Source organism: Streptomyces sp. SAS_272 (assembly GCF_052543235.1).
The window spans coordinates 1-15,374 of sequence record NZ_JBMNDR010000024.1 but is presented as its reverse complement, the minus strand read 5'-3'; the positions used below and the strand labels follow the sequence as shown (position 1 = coordinate 15,374).

Below are 15,374 nucleotides of genomic sequence, written 5' to 3'. Positions count from 1 at the left end.
CGAAGGAGATGGCGCGATGGCAACGAAGCCGCCGAAGGCTGATCCGGTCCAGGACGCGCCGCTCGTCGCCGAGCCGAAACACGCGGCGGCGGGCCTGCCGGCCGTCGGACACTCCCTGCGGATCGCGCAGCAGCAGATGGGTGTGAGGCGCACCGCGCTGACTCTGCTGCGCGTCAACCAGAAGGACGGCTTCGACTGCCCCGGCTGCGCCTGGCCCGAGCCTGAGCACCGGCACACCGCGGAGTTCTGCGAGAACGGCGCGAAGGCGGTCGCCGAGGAGGCGACCCTGCGGCGCGTCACCCCCGAGTTCTTCGCCGAGCACACCGTCGCCGACCTCGCCGGCCGCAGCGGCTACTGGCTCGGTCAGCAGGGACGCCTCACCCACCCCATGTACCTGCCCGAAGGCGCGGAGCGCTACGAGCCGGTCACCTGGGAGCGCGCCTTCGACATCATCGCCGAGGAGAGCGCCGCCCTCGCCTCCCCCGACGAGGCGGTCTTCTACACCTCGGGCCGCACCAGCAACGAGGCCGCGTTCCTCTACCAGCTCTTCGCGCGTGAACTCGGCACGAACAACCTGCCGGACTGCTCCAACATGTGCCACGAGTCGTCCGGTTCGGCGCTGTCGGAGACCATCGGCATAGGCAAGGGCAGCGTCCTGCTCGAGGACCTCCACCAGGCCGACCTGATCATCGTCGCCGGACAGAACCCGGGCACCAACCACCCCCGCATGCTCTCCGCTCTGGAGAAGGCCAAGACGGGCGGCGCGAAGATCATCAGCGTCAACCCGCTCCCCGAGGCCGGCCTGGAGCGCTTCAAGAACCCGCAGACGCCCCAGGGCATGGTCAAGGGCGCGGCGCTCACCGACCTGTTCCTGCAGATCCGCATCGGCGGCGACCAGGCCCTCTTCCGCCTCCTCAACAAGCTCGTGCTGGAGACGGACGGCGCCCTCGACGAGGCGTTCATCGCCGAACACACCCACGGCTTCGAGGAGTTCGCCGACGCCGCCCGCGCGGCCGACTGGGACGAGACGCTCACCGCGACCGGCCTCACGCGCGCGCAGATCGAGGAGACCCTGAGCATGGTGCTCGCCTCGAAGCGCACCATCGTCTGCTGGGCCATGGGCCTCACCCAGCACAAGCACTCCGTGCCCACCATCCGCGAGGTCGTCAACTTCCTCCTGCTGCGCGGCAACATCGGCCGCCCGGGCGCGGGGGTGTGCCCGGTGCGCGGTCACTCCAACGTGCAGGGCGACCGCACCATGGGCATCTTCGAACGGCCCGCGCCGGCCTTCCTGGACGCCCTGGAGAAGGAGTTCGGGTTCGCGCCGCCGCGCGAGCACGGCTTCGACGTCGTACGGGCCATTCGCGCGCTGCGCGACGGCGAGGCGAAGCTGTTCTTCGCCATGGGCGGCAACTTCGTGTCGGCCTCCCCCGACACCGACGTCACCGAGGCGGCCATGCGGCGCGCCCGGCTGACCGTGCACGTGTCGACGAAGCTGAACCGCTCGCACGTCGTCACGGGCGCACGCGCCCTGATCCTGCCGACCCTCGGCCGCACCGAGCGCGATCTGCAGGCCGGCGGCGAACAGTTCGTGACGGTCGAGGACTCCATGGGCATGGTGCACGCCTCCCGGGGCCGCCTCGCGCCCGCCGGCCCCCGGCTGCTGTCCGAGCCCGCCATCGTCTGCCGCCTCGCGCGCCGGGTCCTCGGCGCGGCCAGCCGGACGCCGTGGGAGGAGTTCGAGAAGGACTACGGGACGATCCGTGACCGCATCGCGCGCGTGATCCCCGGCTTCGAGGACTTCAACGCGCGCGTGGCCCGGCCGGGCGGCTTCACCCTGCCGCACGCCCCGCGCGACGAGCGCCGTTTCCCCACCGCCACCGGCAAGGCCAACTTCACGGCCGCGCCGGTCGAGTACCCCCGGCTGCCCGAGGGCCGTCTGCTGCTGCAGACGCTGCGCTCGCACGACCAGTACAACACCACGATCTACGGCCTCGACGACCGCTACCGGGGCATCAGGAACGGCCGCCGGGTCGTCCTCGTCAACGCCGAGGACGCGCGGGCGTTCGGCCTCGCGGAGGGCAGTCACGTGGACCTGGTGAGCGAGTGGCGGGACGGCGTGGAGCGGCGCGCCCCCGGTTTCCGCGTGGTGCTCTACCCGACCGCGCGGGGCTGCGCGGCCGCGTACTACCCGGAGACCAACGTGCTGGTCCCGCTGGACGCCACCGCGGACACCAGCAACACGCCCGCCAGCAAGTCCGTCGTCGTCCGTCTGGAACAATCGGCGACCGACTGAGCGTTCGCTTAAGTCACCGCCGGACTTGTATCGACGAACGGAGCCGGACCCCATGGGCGAGCAGCAGCACGTGCAGTTCCCGCAGGAAGTCATCGACGAGTACGCCGCGCTCGGCGTGGACATCCTCGCCCTGTTCTCCGCCGGACATCTCGGCACCCGCATGGGCGTGCAGATCCTCGAAGCCTCCGCCGACCGGGTGGTCGCCACCATGCCGGTCGAGGGCAACACCCAGCCCTACGGACTGCTGCACGGCGGCGCTTCCGCGGTCCTCGCCGAGACGATCGGCTCGGTCGGCGCCATGCTGCACGGCGGCAGCTCCAAGATCGCCGTCGGCGTCGACCTGAACTGCACCCACCACCGCGGAGCCCGCTCCGGCCTGGTGACCGGCGTGGCCACACCCGTGCACCGCGGACGCACCACCGCCACCTACGAGATCGTGATCAGCGACGAGCAGCAACGCCGCGTGTGCACCGCACGGCTGACCTGCCTGCTGCGTGACGTCCGCGCCGGCGACGGGGCCCAGCTTCCCTCGGGCGGCTGACGCCTTCGGGGTGCGCCGGCCGGCGTCCCCTGCCTCCCGGCAGCCCCGGGGGCCGGGAGGCACACCCCGCCCGGGCTCAACTCACCCGGCCGCGTCCCGCATTTCGCGGATTTCCCCGTAGCGGAGCGGGCAACTCCCCGCGGAAAAGCGTCGCTCAACGTCGGACTTTCTTTCCTGGGCGTAACTCTGCGTAATGCGCACGCAATGCGAGAACGGGGCTCCGGCCTCGGCCCGCACTATGCGCGCCGGCCCTTCGAAGCCCTACAGGTCGCCTCCAGCAACGAATCCCGGTCACTACCAAAACGCTCGAGACACCTGAACCCCGCCGGGTTCGTCCTGCACGTTCTCACTATGTGGACAGGACGAATCGGCCTTAATTCCGCTCTTCCACCCTCCAAGTACCGCTCTGCATTACCTCGTGTCATAACAAGAGCGTCACAGCCTTGGTCAGACCCTCCTCCGAGTTCCCTCCCCGCGCCTAGAGTCACGCCCAGTCACCGCGCCACCGGTTTCGAAGTCCATTCGGCCCAGCGCTCGACTCGGCGAGTTCCAGGGGGGACCGCCGTGCCAGGGAAAGGACCTGATTCGTGCGTCAACGTTCGATCATCGCCATCACCGCCGCACTCGCGGCGGGATCGCTGACACTCACCGCCTGTGGGTCGCGTGACGACGACGGCAAGAGCAGCAGCGGAGACAAGACCACCGTCGTGATCGGCGTCGACGCCCCGCTCACCGGCGACCTGTCCGCGCTCGGCCTCGGCATCAAGAACTCCGCCGACCTCGCCGCCAAGACCGCCAACAAGAAGGAATACGTCAAGGGCGTCGAATTCAAGATCGAAGCCCTCGACGACCAGGCCCAGCCCTCCGTCGGCCAGCAGAACGCCCAGAAGTTCATCAGCGACAAGGAAGTCCTCGGCGTCGTCGGCCCGCTGAACTCCAGCGTCTCCCAGCAGATGCAGAAGCCCTTCAGCGACGCGGGCCTCACCCAGGTCTCCCCCGCCAACACCGGCACCGAGCTGACCCAGGGCGACGGCTGGAAGACCGGCAACTCGGTCCGCCCGTTCAAGACGTTCTTCCGCACCGCCACCACAGACGAGATCCAGGGCGCCTTCGCCGCCGAGTACCTCTTCTCCAAGGCCGGCAAGAAGAAGGTCTACCTGATCGACGACCAGAAGACCTACGGCGCCGGCCTCGCCGCCTCCTTCAAGGCGAACTTCACCAAGCTCGGCGGCCAGATCGTCGGCACCGACCACGTCAACCCCGACGACCGCGACTTCAACGCCGTCGTCGCCAAGATCAAGAAGACCGGCGCCGACGCCCTCTACTACGGCGGCGAATACCCCGCCGCCGCACCCCTGAGCCAGCAGCTCAAGGACAGCGGCCAGAGCATCCCCCTCATGGGCGGCGACGGCATCTACTCCGGCGAGTTCCCCAAGCTCAACAAGAAGGCCGAAGGCGACCTCGCCACCTCCGTCGGCAAGCCCGTCGAAGACCTGCCCTCCGCCAAGGAGTTCATCGCGAACTACAAGACGGCCGGCTACAAGGACGCCTACGAGGCCTACGGCGGCCTCACCTACGACGCCACCTGGTCCGTCATCGAGGCCGTCAAGCTGGCAGTCGAAGGCAACGACGGCAAGGTCCCGGCCGAGGGCCGCAAGGCAGTCCTCGACGCCATGGCCAAGGTCAAGTTCGACGGCGTCACCGGCACCATCTCCTTCGACGAGTTCGGCGACACCACCAACCACATGATGACCGCCTACAAGGTCACCGGTGGCGCGTGGAAGCCCGAATACAGCGCCGCACCCAACGTCAGCTGAACGAAGCAGGAGCAGCCGCACCTCCCCACTCAACGCATTGATCAGGCCGCGCGGGAGTGCCCACCAGCGCTCCCGCGCGGCGCCATATCCGAACCACTCCACGGAGGCCCTGCGGTGCACGAACTGCCGCAACAGCTGGCCAATGGACTCATCCTCGGCGCGATGTACGGACTCATCGCGATCGGTTACACGATGGTCTACGGCATCGTTCAGCTCATCAACTTCGCCCACGGCGAGATCTTCATGGTCGGGGGTTTCGGGGCCCTCACCGTCTGGCTCATCCTCCCCGGCGGCTTCGCCCTCGGCGCAGCGATACCCCTCATGATCCTCGGCGGCGTCGTCGTCTCCGTCGCCGTCGCCACCGCAGCCGAGCGCTTCGCCTACCGGCCCCTGCGCACCGCCCCGCGACTGGCGCCCCTCATCACCGCCATCGGCCTCTCCATCGTCCTCCAGCAGGCCGTATGGATGTGGTACCCCGACGCCAAGAAGGACCGCCCCTTCCCCCAGTTCGACGGCGGCCCCATCGACGTCCTCGGCGCCAACATCCAGCGCGGCGACCTCTTCGTCCTCATCGCCGCACCCCTGTGCATGGTCGCCCTCGGCTTCTTCGTCACGAAGACCCGCTCCGGCCGCGGCATGCAGGCCACCGCCCAGGACCCCGACACCGCCAAGCTCATGGGCATCAACACCGACCGCATCATCGTCATGGCCTTCGCCATCGGCGCCGCGTTCGCCGCCATCGCAGCAGTCGCCTACGGCCTCAAGAACGGCCAGGTCGGCTTCCGCATGGGCTTCCTCATGGGCCTCAAGGCGTTCACCGCAGCCGTCCTCGGCGGCATCGGCAACATCTACGGCGCCATGCTCGGCGGCCTCGTCCTCGGCGTCGCCGAATCCCTCGCCACCGGCTACATCGGCGACATCCCCGGCATGGACCTCTTCGGCGGCGGCGCCTGGAAGGACGTGTGGGCGTTCGCCCTCCTCATCCTCGTCCTGCTGTTCAGGCCACAGGGCCTGCTCGGCGAACGCGTCGCGGATCGGGCGTGATAGCGATGACCACCAACATCCCCACCCAGAAGAACACCGACGCCGTCAAGACGCCCACCGGCGACACGGCCCCCCTCATCCCGCTGCCCGCGGCCCTCGCCCCCGTCCTCACCCTCGCCGGATCCGCCGCCGCCCTCGTCGGCACCTTCCTCGCCTGGACCTGGACCAACGAGTTCCCCGGCAACCTCACCATCACCGGCTACCCCGGCGGCCTCCAGGTCCTCACCCTCATCGGCGCCGCCCTCACCATCCTCTTCGTCCTCTCCGGACAAGGCATCCGCGGCCTGCGCTGGCTCACCCCCGGCGGCACCCACAGCCCCGTCCGCGCCGCCAGCCTCGGCGTCCTCGGCGCCACCGGCTACGCCCTCGGGGCCATCAGCTACGTCCTCGGCGGCGTCGTCAACCTCGAACCCGGCGCCTGGGTCTCCGCCATCGGCGCCCTCATCGCCGCCGTCGGCGCCTTCGCACTTCCCGCCGACGTCCCCCACGACGCCGACGACGCGACGAACGCCTGGGCCCTCTTCCGCCACAGCCTCGCCGCCCCCGAACCCGGCCGCGCCAAGGAGCTCCCCTCCTGGGCGGAGATCCTCATCATCTCCACGGCCTTCGGCATCGGCCTGTACGTCTTCTCCTTCGGCATCGGCATCGACACCGACAACCCCGAGCTGTTCATCGGCTTCCTCATCATCACCGGGTTCAGCTTCACCGCACTCACCCGCGCCGGCCTCCTCAAGCGGCTCTCGGCACTGACGGCCAAGCACCGCACCGTCACCCTCACCGCCGCCTTCGTCGCCGCGATCTGCTTCCCCTTCACGCAGACGAACGACCAGTTCGCCCTCATCGGCGCGAACATCCTCATCTTCGCCACCGTCGCCCTGGGCCTCAACGTCGTCGTCGGCCTCGCCGGCCTCCTCGACCTCGGATACGTCGCCTTCCTCGGCGTCGGCGCCTACGCCGCCGCCCTGGTCTCCGGCTCCCCCCAGTCGAGCATCGGCGTCCAGTTCCCCTTCTGGGCAGCCGTCCTCACCGGCGCGGCCGCCTCACTGATCTTCGGCGTGCTGATCGGCGCCCCGACCCTGCGGCTGCGCGGCGACTACCTCGCCATCGTCACCCTCGGCTTCGGTGAGATCTTCCGCATCACCATGAACAACCTCAACGGCAACAGCGGACCCGACGTCACCAACGGCTCCAACGGCATCCCAAACATCCCCGACCTGGAGATCTTCGGATTCAACCTCGGAATCCCGCACGACGTCCTCGGCCAGGAGCTCACCCGCTCCGGCAACTACTACCTGCTGATGCTGCTCTGCACCCTCGTCGTCGTCACGGTCTTCCGCCGCAGCGCCGACTCCCGCATCGGCCGCGCCTGGGTCGCCATCCGCGAAGACGAGACAGCCGCCACCGCCATGGGCATCAACGGCTTCCGCCTCAAGCTCCTCGCCTTCGCCCTCGGCGCCTCCCTCGCCGGCCTCGCCGGCACCGTGCAGGCACACGTCTCCTACAGCGTCACCCCCGAGCAGTACCAGTTCGCCGGCTCCGTGCCGCCCAACTCGGCCTTCCTGCTCGCAGCGGTCATCCTCGGCGGCATGGGCACCATCAGCGGGCCGCTCGTGGGCGCCGCACTGCTCTACCTCATCCCCGCCAAACTCCAGTTCATGGCGGAGTACCAGCTGCTCCTCTTCGGCGTGGCGCTCATGCTCCTCATGCGCTTCCGCCCCGAAGGCCTCGTCGCCGACCGCAGGAAGCAGCTCGAGTTCCACGAGACCGGACAGCTCGACGTACCCGACGACAAGGGCCTGCCCGAGACCGCCACCGGCGTCGCCAAGGCAGGGGCGTGACCGCGATGACGACCACCACCACAACCGCCACGACCACCACGGTCCTCGACGCCTCCGGCGTCACCATGCAGTTCGGCGGCCTCACCGCCGTACGCTCCGTCGACCTCACCGTCAACAGCGGCGAGATCGTCGGACTCATCGGCCCCAACGGAGCCGGGAAGACCACCTTCTTCAACTGCCTCACCGGCCTCTACATCCCCACCACCGGCACAGTCAGCTACAAAGGCACCGTCCTCCCGCCCAAACCCCACCTGGTCACCCAGGCCGGCATCGCCCGCACCTTCCAGAACATCCGGCTCTTCGCCAACATGACCGTCCTGGAGAACGTGCTCGTCGGACGCCACACCCGCACCCACGAAGGCCTCTGGTCCGCGCTCCTGCGCCTGCCCAGCTTCAAGAAGGCCGAAGACGCCTCCCGCGAACGAGCCATGGAACTCCTCGAGTTCACCGGCCTCGCCGCCAAGGCCGACCACCTCGCCCGCAACCTCCCCTACGGCGAACAGCGCAAGCTCGAAATCGCCCGCGCCCTCGCCAGCGACCCCGGCCTCCTCCTCCTCGACGAGCCCACCGCCGGCATGAACCCCCAGGAGACGCGCGCCGCCGAAGAGCTCATCTTCGCCATCCGCGACCAGGGCATCGCCGTCCTCGTCATCGAGCACGACATCCGGTTCATCATGAACCTCTGCGACCGCGTCGCCGTGCTCGTCCAGGGCGAGAAGATCGTCGAAGGCCCCGCCGAAGTGGTCCAGGCAGACGAACGCGTCATCGCCGCCTACCTCGGCACCCCCTTCGAGGGCGCGCCAGGAGCGGAAGAAGTCGCCGAAGTCGAAGCCGCGGAGGCTGCCGAGGCGCACAGCACCACGGAAGGAGACGAGAAGTGACCGCACTGCTCGAGGTCGAAGACCTCAGGGTCGCCTACGGCAAGATCGAGGCGGTCAAGGGCATCTCCTTCAAGGTCGCCGCAGGCGAGGTCGTCACCCTCATCGGCACCAACGGCGCCGGCAAGACCACCACCCTGCGCACCCTGTCCGGCCTGCTCCAGCCGCTCGGCGGCCAGATCAAGTTCGACGGCAAGGTGCTCAACAAGATCCCCGCCCACAAGATCGTCTCGCTGGGGCTGGCCCACTCCCCCGAAGGCCGGCACATCTTCCCCCGCATGACCATCGAGGACAACCTCCGCCTCGGCGCCTTCCTCCGCAACGACAAGGAAGCCATCGAGAAGGACATCCAGCGCGCCTACGACCTCTTCCCCATCCTGGGAGAACGCCGAAAGCAGGCCGCAGGCACCCTCTCCGGCGGCGAACAGCAGATGCTCGCCATGGGCCGCGCCCTCATGTCCCGGCCCAAACTGCTCATGCTCGACGAACCCTCCATGGGCCTCTCGCCGATCATGATGCAGAAGATCATGGCCACCATCGTCGAACTCAAGTCCCAGGGCACCACCATCCTGCTCATCGAGCAGAACGCCCAGGCGGCCCTCTCCCTGGCGGACCACGGCCACGTCATGGAGGTCGGCAAGATCGTCCTCTCCGGCAGCGGCCAGGACCTCCTCCACGACGAGTCCGTCCGCAAGGCCTACCTCGGCGAGGACTGAACCACCCGCACACGACGAGGCCCGCGCCCCTTCTCCGGGCGCGGGCCTCGTCGTATGCCACCCATGCGGACGGCACGGGGGCTACCCCTTGTCCGCCTTCTTCTCCTCGGCGTCCTGGATCACGGCCTCCGCCACCTGCTGCATCGACATCCGACGGTCCATCGACGTCTTCTGGATCCACCGGAACGCCGCCGGCTCCGTCAGCCCGTACTCCGTCTGCAGAATCGACTTCGCCCGGTCCACCAGCTTGCGCGTCTCCAGCCGCAGCGTCAGATCCGCGACCTCGTTCTCCAGCTCCCGCAGCTCCGTGAAACGCGAGACGGCCATCTCGATCGCCGGGACGACATCGCTCTTGCTGAACGGCTTCACGAGGTACGCCATCGCACCCGCGTCACGCGCCCGCTCGACCAGGTCGCGCTGCGAGAACGCGGTCAGCATCAGCACCGGCGCGATGCGCTCCTCGGCGATCTTCTCCGCCGCGGAGATGCCGTCCATCTTGGGCATCTTCACGTCCAGGATGACCAGGTCCGGCTTGTGCTCGCGGGCGAGCTCGATCGCCTGCTCACCGTCGCCGGCCTCTCCGACGACGCTGTAGCCCTCCTCCTCCAGCATCTCCTTGAGGTCGAGGCGGATCAGCGCCTCGTCCTCGGCGATGACGACACGGGTCGTCAGCGGAGGTACGTGCGACTTGTCGTCGTCGGGCGCGTCCACGGGCTGGGGCGACTCGGGGGCGGTCACGGGGGCTCCTCGTTCAGGGGCGGGTACTGCTGACAAGAGCCTACCTAGCTGCGGTAAGGTGGGTGTCCGAGGGGTTGGATTCCTCCTTCCTTTCTAAGGCCCCAGTACTCCAACTGGTTAGAGAGGCCGCTCTCAAACAGCGGACAGTGTGGGTTCGAATCCCACCTGGGGCACTTTTCCTTCGTTTCCAAGGTTGATCTTAGAAAGCGGATGTTCCCGTTCTGGTGAACATCCGCTTTTTGCTGCGTGTCGTCGCGAGCACGCTCACACAGTGGGCACATGTACGACGTCAGCACACGCAAGCGGGCACTCGCGCTGGTTGCGCAGGGCCGCAGCCTCAACGCCGTGAGCAAAGAAACCGGCATCTCCCGCGCCGCAATCCGCTCCTGGCAGGACCGACTTGAGCCAGTGCCCCGAATGGCACCCCCGCTGCCCGGCCCGCCGAGCGATCGAGTCGCGTACTCGTATCTGCTCGGTCTCTATCTCGGCGACGGGTGCATCAGCGCACATCCACGCGGTAGCGGGCACTATCTCCGCATCGCCTGCGCGGATGCCTGGCCGGAACTCATCGACGCGTGCGACGCCGCCATTCGCGCCGTCAATCCCGGACACACGGCGCATCGAGTCCAGGCTCAAGGCTGTGTGTCGGTGGTCGGCTAATACGCCCATTGGCCGTACCTGTTCCCCCAGCACGGCCCCGGCAAGAAGCACGAACGCCTCATCGTGCTCGAACCCTGGCAGCAGGCCATCGTCGATGAGCACCCCTGGGAGTTCATCCGTGGCCTCATCCACTCCGACGGATGCCGCATCACCAACTGGACCGAGAAGACCATCGGCGGCGTACGCAAGCGCTACGAGTACCCCCGGTACTTCTTCACCAACAAGTCGGACGACATCCGGCGGCTGTTCACCGACACCCTCGACAAGGTCGGCGTGGAGTGGACGACACTCGCTCGCGGCAGTGAACCCCTCAACATCTCCATCGCGAAGAAGCCCTCTGTAGTGCTCATGGACGCCCACGTCGGCCCCAAATACTGAGCTCTACCTCGGGCTGTCGTCCTCGCCGATGTGGTGGACTCGGACCAGGTTCGTGGAGCCCGAGACGCCGGGCGGGGAGCCGGCCGTGATCACGACGACGTCGCCCTTCTCGCAACGGCCGTACCGCAGCAGCAGCTCGTCGACCTGGTCGACCATCGCGTCCGTGGAGGCGACCGCCGGGCCGAGGAACGTCTCGACGCCCCAGGTCAGGCTCAGCTGGGAGCGGGTCGCCGGTTCCGGGGTGAAGGCGAGGACGGGGATCGGGGAGCGGTAGCGGGAGAGGCGGCGGACGGTGTCGCCGCTCTGGGTGAAGGCGACGAGGAACTTCGCGCCGAGGAAGTCGCCGATCTCGGCGGCGGCGCGGGCGACGGCTCCGCCCTGGGTGCGGGGTTTGTTGTTCTCGGTGAGGTCGGGCAGGCCTTTGGCGAGGAGGTCTTCTTCCGCGGCTGTGACGATCTTGGCCATGGTGCGGACGGTCTGGACGGCGTGTTTGCCGACGCTGGTCTCGCCGGAGAGCATGACGGCGTCGGTGCCGTCGAGGACGGCGTTGGCGACGTCGCTGGCCTCGGCGCGGGTGGGGCGGGAGTGCTCGATCATGGAGTCGAGCATCTGGGTGGCGACGATGACGGGTTTGGCGTTGCGCTTGGCGAGCTTGATGGCGCGTTTCTGGACGATGGGCACCTGTTCGAGCGGCATTTCGACGCCGAGGTCTCCGCGGGCGACCATGATGCCGTCGAAGGCGGCCACGATCTCGTCGATGTTCTCGACGGCCTGGGGCTTCTCCACCTTGGCGATGACGGGGAGTCGGCGGCCTTCCTCGTCCATGATGCGGTGGACGTCGAGGATGTCGCGGCCGCTGCGGACGAAGGAGAGGGCGATGACGTCGAAGCCGGTGCGCAGCGCCCAGCGCAGGTCTTCCTCGTCTTTTTTGGAGAGGGCGGGGACGGAGACGGCGATGCCGGGGAGGTTGAGGCCTTTGTGGTCGGAGATGACGCCGCCTTCGACGACGCGGGTGTGGACGCGGGGGCCGTCGACGTGGGTGACTTCGAGGGTGACTTTGCCGTCGTCGACGAGGATGCGTTCGCCGGGGGTGACGTCGTCGGCGAGGCCTGCGTGGGTGGTGCCGCAGCGGGTGCCGTCGCCTGCGATGCCTTCTTCGACGGTGATGGTGAAGGTGTCTTCGCGTTCGAGGAGTACGGGGCCTTCGGCGAAGTGGCCGAGGCGGATCTTCGGGCCTTGAAGGTCGGCGAGGGTGCCGACGCTGTGGCCGGTTTCGTCTGCGGCTTTGCGGACGTGGCGGTAGCGCTCCTCGTGTTCGGCGTGGGTGCCGTGGCTGAGGTTGAATCGGGCGACGTCCATTCCGGCTTCTACGAGGGCTTTGAGCTGGTCGTAGGAGTCGGTTGCGGGGCCCAGGGTGCAGACGATTTTTGCTCGGCGCATGTTTCGAGCTTATGTCTTACCGGTGGGTAGCGAATTGGGGGCACGTGACTGCTCAACAACCTTTAAGTGAAGGGTTGTTGACAACTCCTAAAGTGTGCAGGGTGCCGCTCTTCTGAGCGCCCGTGCTGATATCCATGGGATTCTTTCTCGGTACACGGATTCCCGGAACGGGTGAATTCAGGCTGTCGGCGGATTTACAGGGCCGGTGGATTCATGGTGAACCGTGCGGTGACCTCGGCGCGGACCTGGATGCGCTGGGGTTCGAGGTCGAGGGGTTCGGGGTCCTGGGGCTCGGTTTCCGCCGCGGCGCGGGAGAAGCGGACGGTGTGGCGGTCGAAGGCGGAGCGGGTGCGGGGGCCGCCTGTGGCGGTGTCGGTGAGTTCGAGTAGGGCGGCGACGGTGGTGTCGAGGGCTTCGGCGTATTCCCTGGCGCGTTGGACGGCGTCGTGGACGGCGTGGCGGCGGGCGGTGCGGTGGGCCGGTGAGGTGGGGCGCAGGTCCCACCAAGGGCCGTCGACCCGGGTGAGTTCGAGGTCGGCGAGGCGGGTGGCGAGTTCGCCGAGGGCGGCGAAGTCGGTGAGTTCGGCGGTGAGGCGGACGGTGCCGCGGTAGGTGCGGACGCGTTCTCCTCGGCGGTGCGGTTCGAGTTCGGGGGTGAGGGTGAGTGCGCCGGTGGAGAGGTTCTCGACGGTGTCGCCGTAGGACTTGAGGAGGTCGAGGGCGGCGGCGTTGCGGCGGGTGAGGTCGTCGAGGGTGGTGCGGCGGTCGCGGCCGCGGGCGGTGAGGGTGACGGCGATGCGGGCGATTTCGGGGTCGACTTCGAGTTCGGCCTCGCCGCGGACTGTGAGGAGGGGGGAGTCGGGGGTGCCGTACGGGGCGTTCTGCGGGGAGGTCATACGTCCCACCTTGTCACTGGTTTCGGCGTTCGGGGGCGTGGGTCGGCGCCTTGCGGTCATCAGATCGCAACCTCCTGGACCTGTTGCCGTCGGCGGTTGCCGGGTCAGAATCTACGCGCGTCGTTGACCATCCCCCGAGGAGCACGAGACATGCCGTTGAACCGCCGGAAGTTCCTGAAGAAGTCCGCCGTGACCGGGGCGGGGGTGGCGATCGCGGGGGCCGTGGCGGCTCCGTCGGCGCAGGCCGCGACGTCGCAACTGCCGGGCAAGCCGGGCAAGCAGCCGAAGCGGTACTCGCTGACCGTGATGGGCACGACGGACCTGCACGGTCATGTCTTCAACTGGGACTACTTCAAGGACGCGGAGTACAAGGACGCGGCGGGCAACGCGCAGGGTCTGTCGCGGATCTCGACGCTGGTGAACCGGATCCGTGCGGAGAAGGGGCGCGAGAACACGCTGCTGCTGGACGCGGGCGACACGATCCAGGGCACTCCGCTGACGTACTACTACGCGAAGGTGGACCCGATCACCGCCAAGGGCGGTCCGGTGCATCCGATGGCGCTGGCGATGAACGCGATCGGGTACGACGCGGCGGCGCTCGGCAACCACGAGTTCAACTACGGCATCGAGACGCTGCGGAAGTTCGAGTCGCAGTTGCGGTTCCCGTTGCTGGGGGCGAACGCGGTGGACGCGAAGACGCTGCGGCCGGCGTTCCAGCCGTATGTGATCAAGACGTTCTGTGTGAAGGGCGCGCCGCCGGTGAAGGTGGCGGTGCTGGGCCTGACGAACCCGGGTATCGCGATCTGGGACAAGGCGTATGTCCAGGGGAAGCTGGCGTTCCCGGGTCTGGAGGAGCAGGCGGCGAAGTGGGTGCCGAAGCTGAAGTCCCTGGGTGCGGACGTGGTGATCGTGTCGGCGCACTCGGGTTCGTCGGGTACGTCGTCGTACGGTGATCAGCTGCCGTATGTGGAGAACTCGGCGGCGCTGGTGGCTCAGCAGGTGCCGGACATCGACGCGGTGCTGGTGGGGCATGCGCATGTGGAGATTCCGGAGCTGAAGGTCGTCAACGCGAAGTCGGGGAAGACGGTCGTGCTGTCGGAGCCGTTGGCGTATGCGGAGCGGCTGTCGGTGTTCGATGTGGAGCTGGTGTTCGAGAAGGGGCGGTGGTCGGTCGAGTCCGTGTCTTCGAAGGTGCTGAACTCCAACTCGGTCGCGGACGACCCGAAGATCACGAAGCTGCTGGGTGACGAGCACGCGAAGGTCGTCGCGTACGTCAACCAGGTGGTGGGCACGGCGACGGAGACGTTGACGACGGTGGAGGCGCGGTTCAAGGACGCGCCGATCATCGACCTGATCACGAAGGTGCAGGAGGACGTCGTCAAGGCGGCGCTGGCGGGGACGTCGTATGCGTCGCTGCCGGTGATCGCTCAGGCGTCGCCGTTCTCGCGGACCTCGGAGATCCCGGCGGGGCAGGTGACGATCCGGGATCTGTCGAGCCTGTATGTGTATGACAACACGCTGGTGGCGAAGTTGATGACGGGTGCGCAGGTGCGGGCGTACCTGGAGTACTCGGCGCAGTACTTCGTGCAGACGGCGGCGGGCACGGTGGTCGACACGGAGAAGCTGACGAACGCGGCGGGGCGTCCGGACTACAACTACGACTATGTGTCGGGGCTGTCGTACGAGATCGACATCGCGCAGGCGGCGGGTTCGCGGATCAGGAATCTGAGGTTCGCCGGGGCGGCGCTGGACGATGCGCAGCAGTTCGTGCTGGCGGTGAACAACTACCGTGCCAACGGCGGTGGCGCGTTCCCGCATGTGGCGTCGGCGCAGGAGTTGTGGTCGGAGTCGACGGAGATCCGTACGCGGATCTCGGAGTGGGTGACGGCGAAGGGTGTGCTGGACCCGAAGGACTTCGCGTCGGTGGACTGGAAGCTGACGCGCGACGGTACGCCGGTGTTCTAGGTCCTGTCTGAAGTTCGGATCATCTGTGCGGTGTGATGCTGCGGAGCCAGAGCATGGCACCGCACAGGTGCAGTCCGGCCGCGTAGCTCTCCGGGGTCTTGTCGAAGCGGAACGCGATGCCGCGCCAGTTCCGCAGCCGGTTGATGCACCGCTCCACCGTGTTGCGC

At 68.0% G+C, this 15,374-nt stretch carries 11 protein-coding genes, 1 tRNA gene and 2 pseudogenes; 10 read left to right on the top strand and 4 right to left on the bottom strand.

Features of this window, described 5'->3' with window-relative positions:
• Positions 1-16: 16 nt before the first annotated feature.
• From ACN6LD_RS16205 to ACN6LD_RS16175, 7 genes are all read left to right on the top strand, one after another.
• Entirely contained in the window at positions 17-2,296 is a 2,280-nt protein-coding gene (locus ACN6LD_RS16205; RefSeq protein WP_319195633.1) for an FdhF/YdeP family oxidoreductase, read from the top strand.
• A gap of 52 nt (positions 2,297-2,348) precedes the next feature.
• A complete protein-coding gene (locus ACN6LD_RS16200; RefSeq protein ID WP_319195631.1) occupies positions 2,349-2,837 on the top strand; it encodes a PaaI family thioesterase in 489 nt (162 codons plus the stop codon).
• Between the two features lie 587 nt (positions 2,838-3,424).
• Positions 3,425-4,654 carry a branched-chain amino acid ABC transporter substrate-binding protein gene (locus tag ACN6LD_RS16195; RefSeq protein WP_415924976.1) on the top strand — a complete coding sequence of 410 codons (1,230 nt, stop codon included), beginning with the start codon at positions 3,425-3,427 and terminating at the stop codon, positions 4,652-4,654.
• A gap of 114 nt (positions 4,655-4,768) precedes the next feature.
• Positions 4,769-5,698, top strand: coding sequence for a branched-chain amino acid ABC transporter permease (locus ACN6LD_RS16190; RefSeq protein ID WP_306953247.1), 930 nt, complete (start codon positions 4,769-4,771; stop codon positions 5,696-5,698).
• A 5-nt stretch (positions 5,699-5,703) separates the two neighbouring features.
• The gene (locus ACN6LD_RS16185) at positions 5,704-7,536 is read left to right on the top strand and encodes a branched-chain amino acid ABC transporter permease (protein ID WP_319195629.1); all 1,833 of its coding nucleotides are present in this window, start codon (positions 5,704-5,706) and stop codon (positions 7,534-7,536) included.
• A gap of 5 nt (positions 7,537-7,541) precedes the next feature.
• Entirely contained in the window at positions 7,542-8,417 is an 876-nt protein-coding gene (locus ACN6LD_RS16180; protein WP_266727216.1) for an ABC transporter ATP-binding protein, read from the top strand.
• Entirely contained in the window at positions 8,414-9,130 is a 717-nt protein-coding gene (locus ACN6LD_RS16175) for an ABC transporter ATP-binding protein (protein ID WP_319195627.1), read from the top strand. The genes ACN6LD_RS16180 and ACN6LD_RS16175 overlap by 4 nt, the downstream gene beginning before the upstream one ends.
• Positions 9,131-9,211: 81 nt before the next feature.
• Here the strand turns inward: ACN6LD_RS16175 and ACN6LD_RS16170 are convergent, their stop codons facing one another.
• A complete protein-coding gene (locus ACN6LD_RS16170) occupies positions 9,212-9,868 on the bottom strand; it encodes an ANTAR domain-containing response regulator (protein WP_319195625.1) in 657 nt (218 codons plus the stop codon).
• A gap of 98 nt (positions 9,869-9,966) precedes the next feature.
• Here ACN6LD_RS16170 and ACN6LD_RS16165 point away from each other — a divergent pair.
• Positions 9,967-10,041, top strand: a tRNA-Leu gene (locus tag ACN6LD_RS16165).
• Between the two features lie 106 nt (positions 10,042-10,147).
• Positions 10,148-10,906 (top strand): annotated as a pseudogene (locus ACN6LD_RS16160) (helix-turn-helix domain-containing protein).
• A 3-nt stretch (positions 10,907-10,909) separates the two neighbouring features.
• On the opposite strand, the gene pyk reads toward ACN6LD_RS16160, so the two are convergent.
• The gene (gene pyk, locus ACN6LD_RS16155) at positions 10,910-12,346 is read right to left on the bottom strand and encodes a pyruvate kinase (protein ID WP_445043520.1); all 1,437 of its coding nucleotides are present in this window, start codon (positions 12,344-12,346) and stop codon (positions 10,910-10,912) included.
• A 194-nt stretch (positions 12,347-12,540) separates the two neighbouring features.
• Positions 12,541-13,242 carry an SIMPL domain-containing protein gene (locus ACN6LD_RS16150; protein ID WP_445043519.1) on the bottom strand — a complete coding sequence of 234 codons (702 nt, stop codon included), beginning with the start codon at positions 13,240-13,242 and terminating at the stop codon, positions 12,541-12,543.
• Positions 13,243-13,392: 150 nt separating this feature from the next.
• Here ACN6LD_RS16150 and ACN6LD_RS16145 point away from each other — a divergent pair, with 150 nt between their 5' ends.
• A complete protein-coding gene (locus ACN6LD_RS16145) occupies positions 13,393-15,207 on the top strand; it encodes a bifunctional metallophosphatase/5'-nucleotidase (protein ID WP_319198185.1) in 1,815 nt (604 codons plus the stop codon).
• 19 nt (positions 15,208-15,226) lie between these two features.
• Here ACN6LD_RS16145 and ACN6LD_RS16140 read toward each other — a convergent pair.
• A pseudogene (locus ACN6LD_RS16140) lies at positions 15,227-15,374 on the bottom strand (IS5/IS1182 family transposase); the annotation flags it as partial.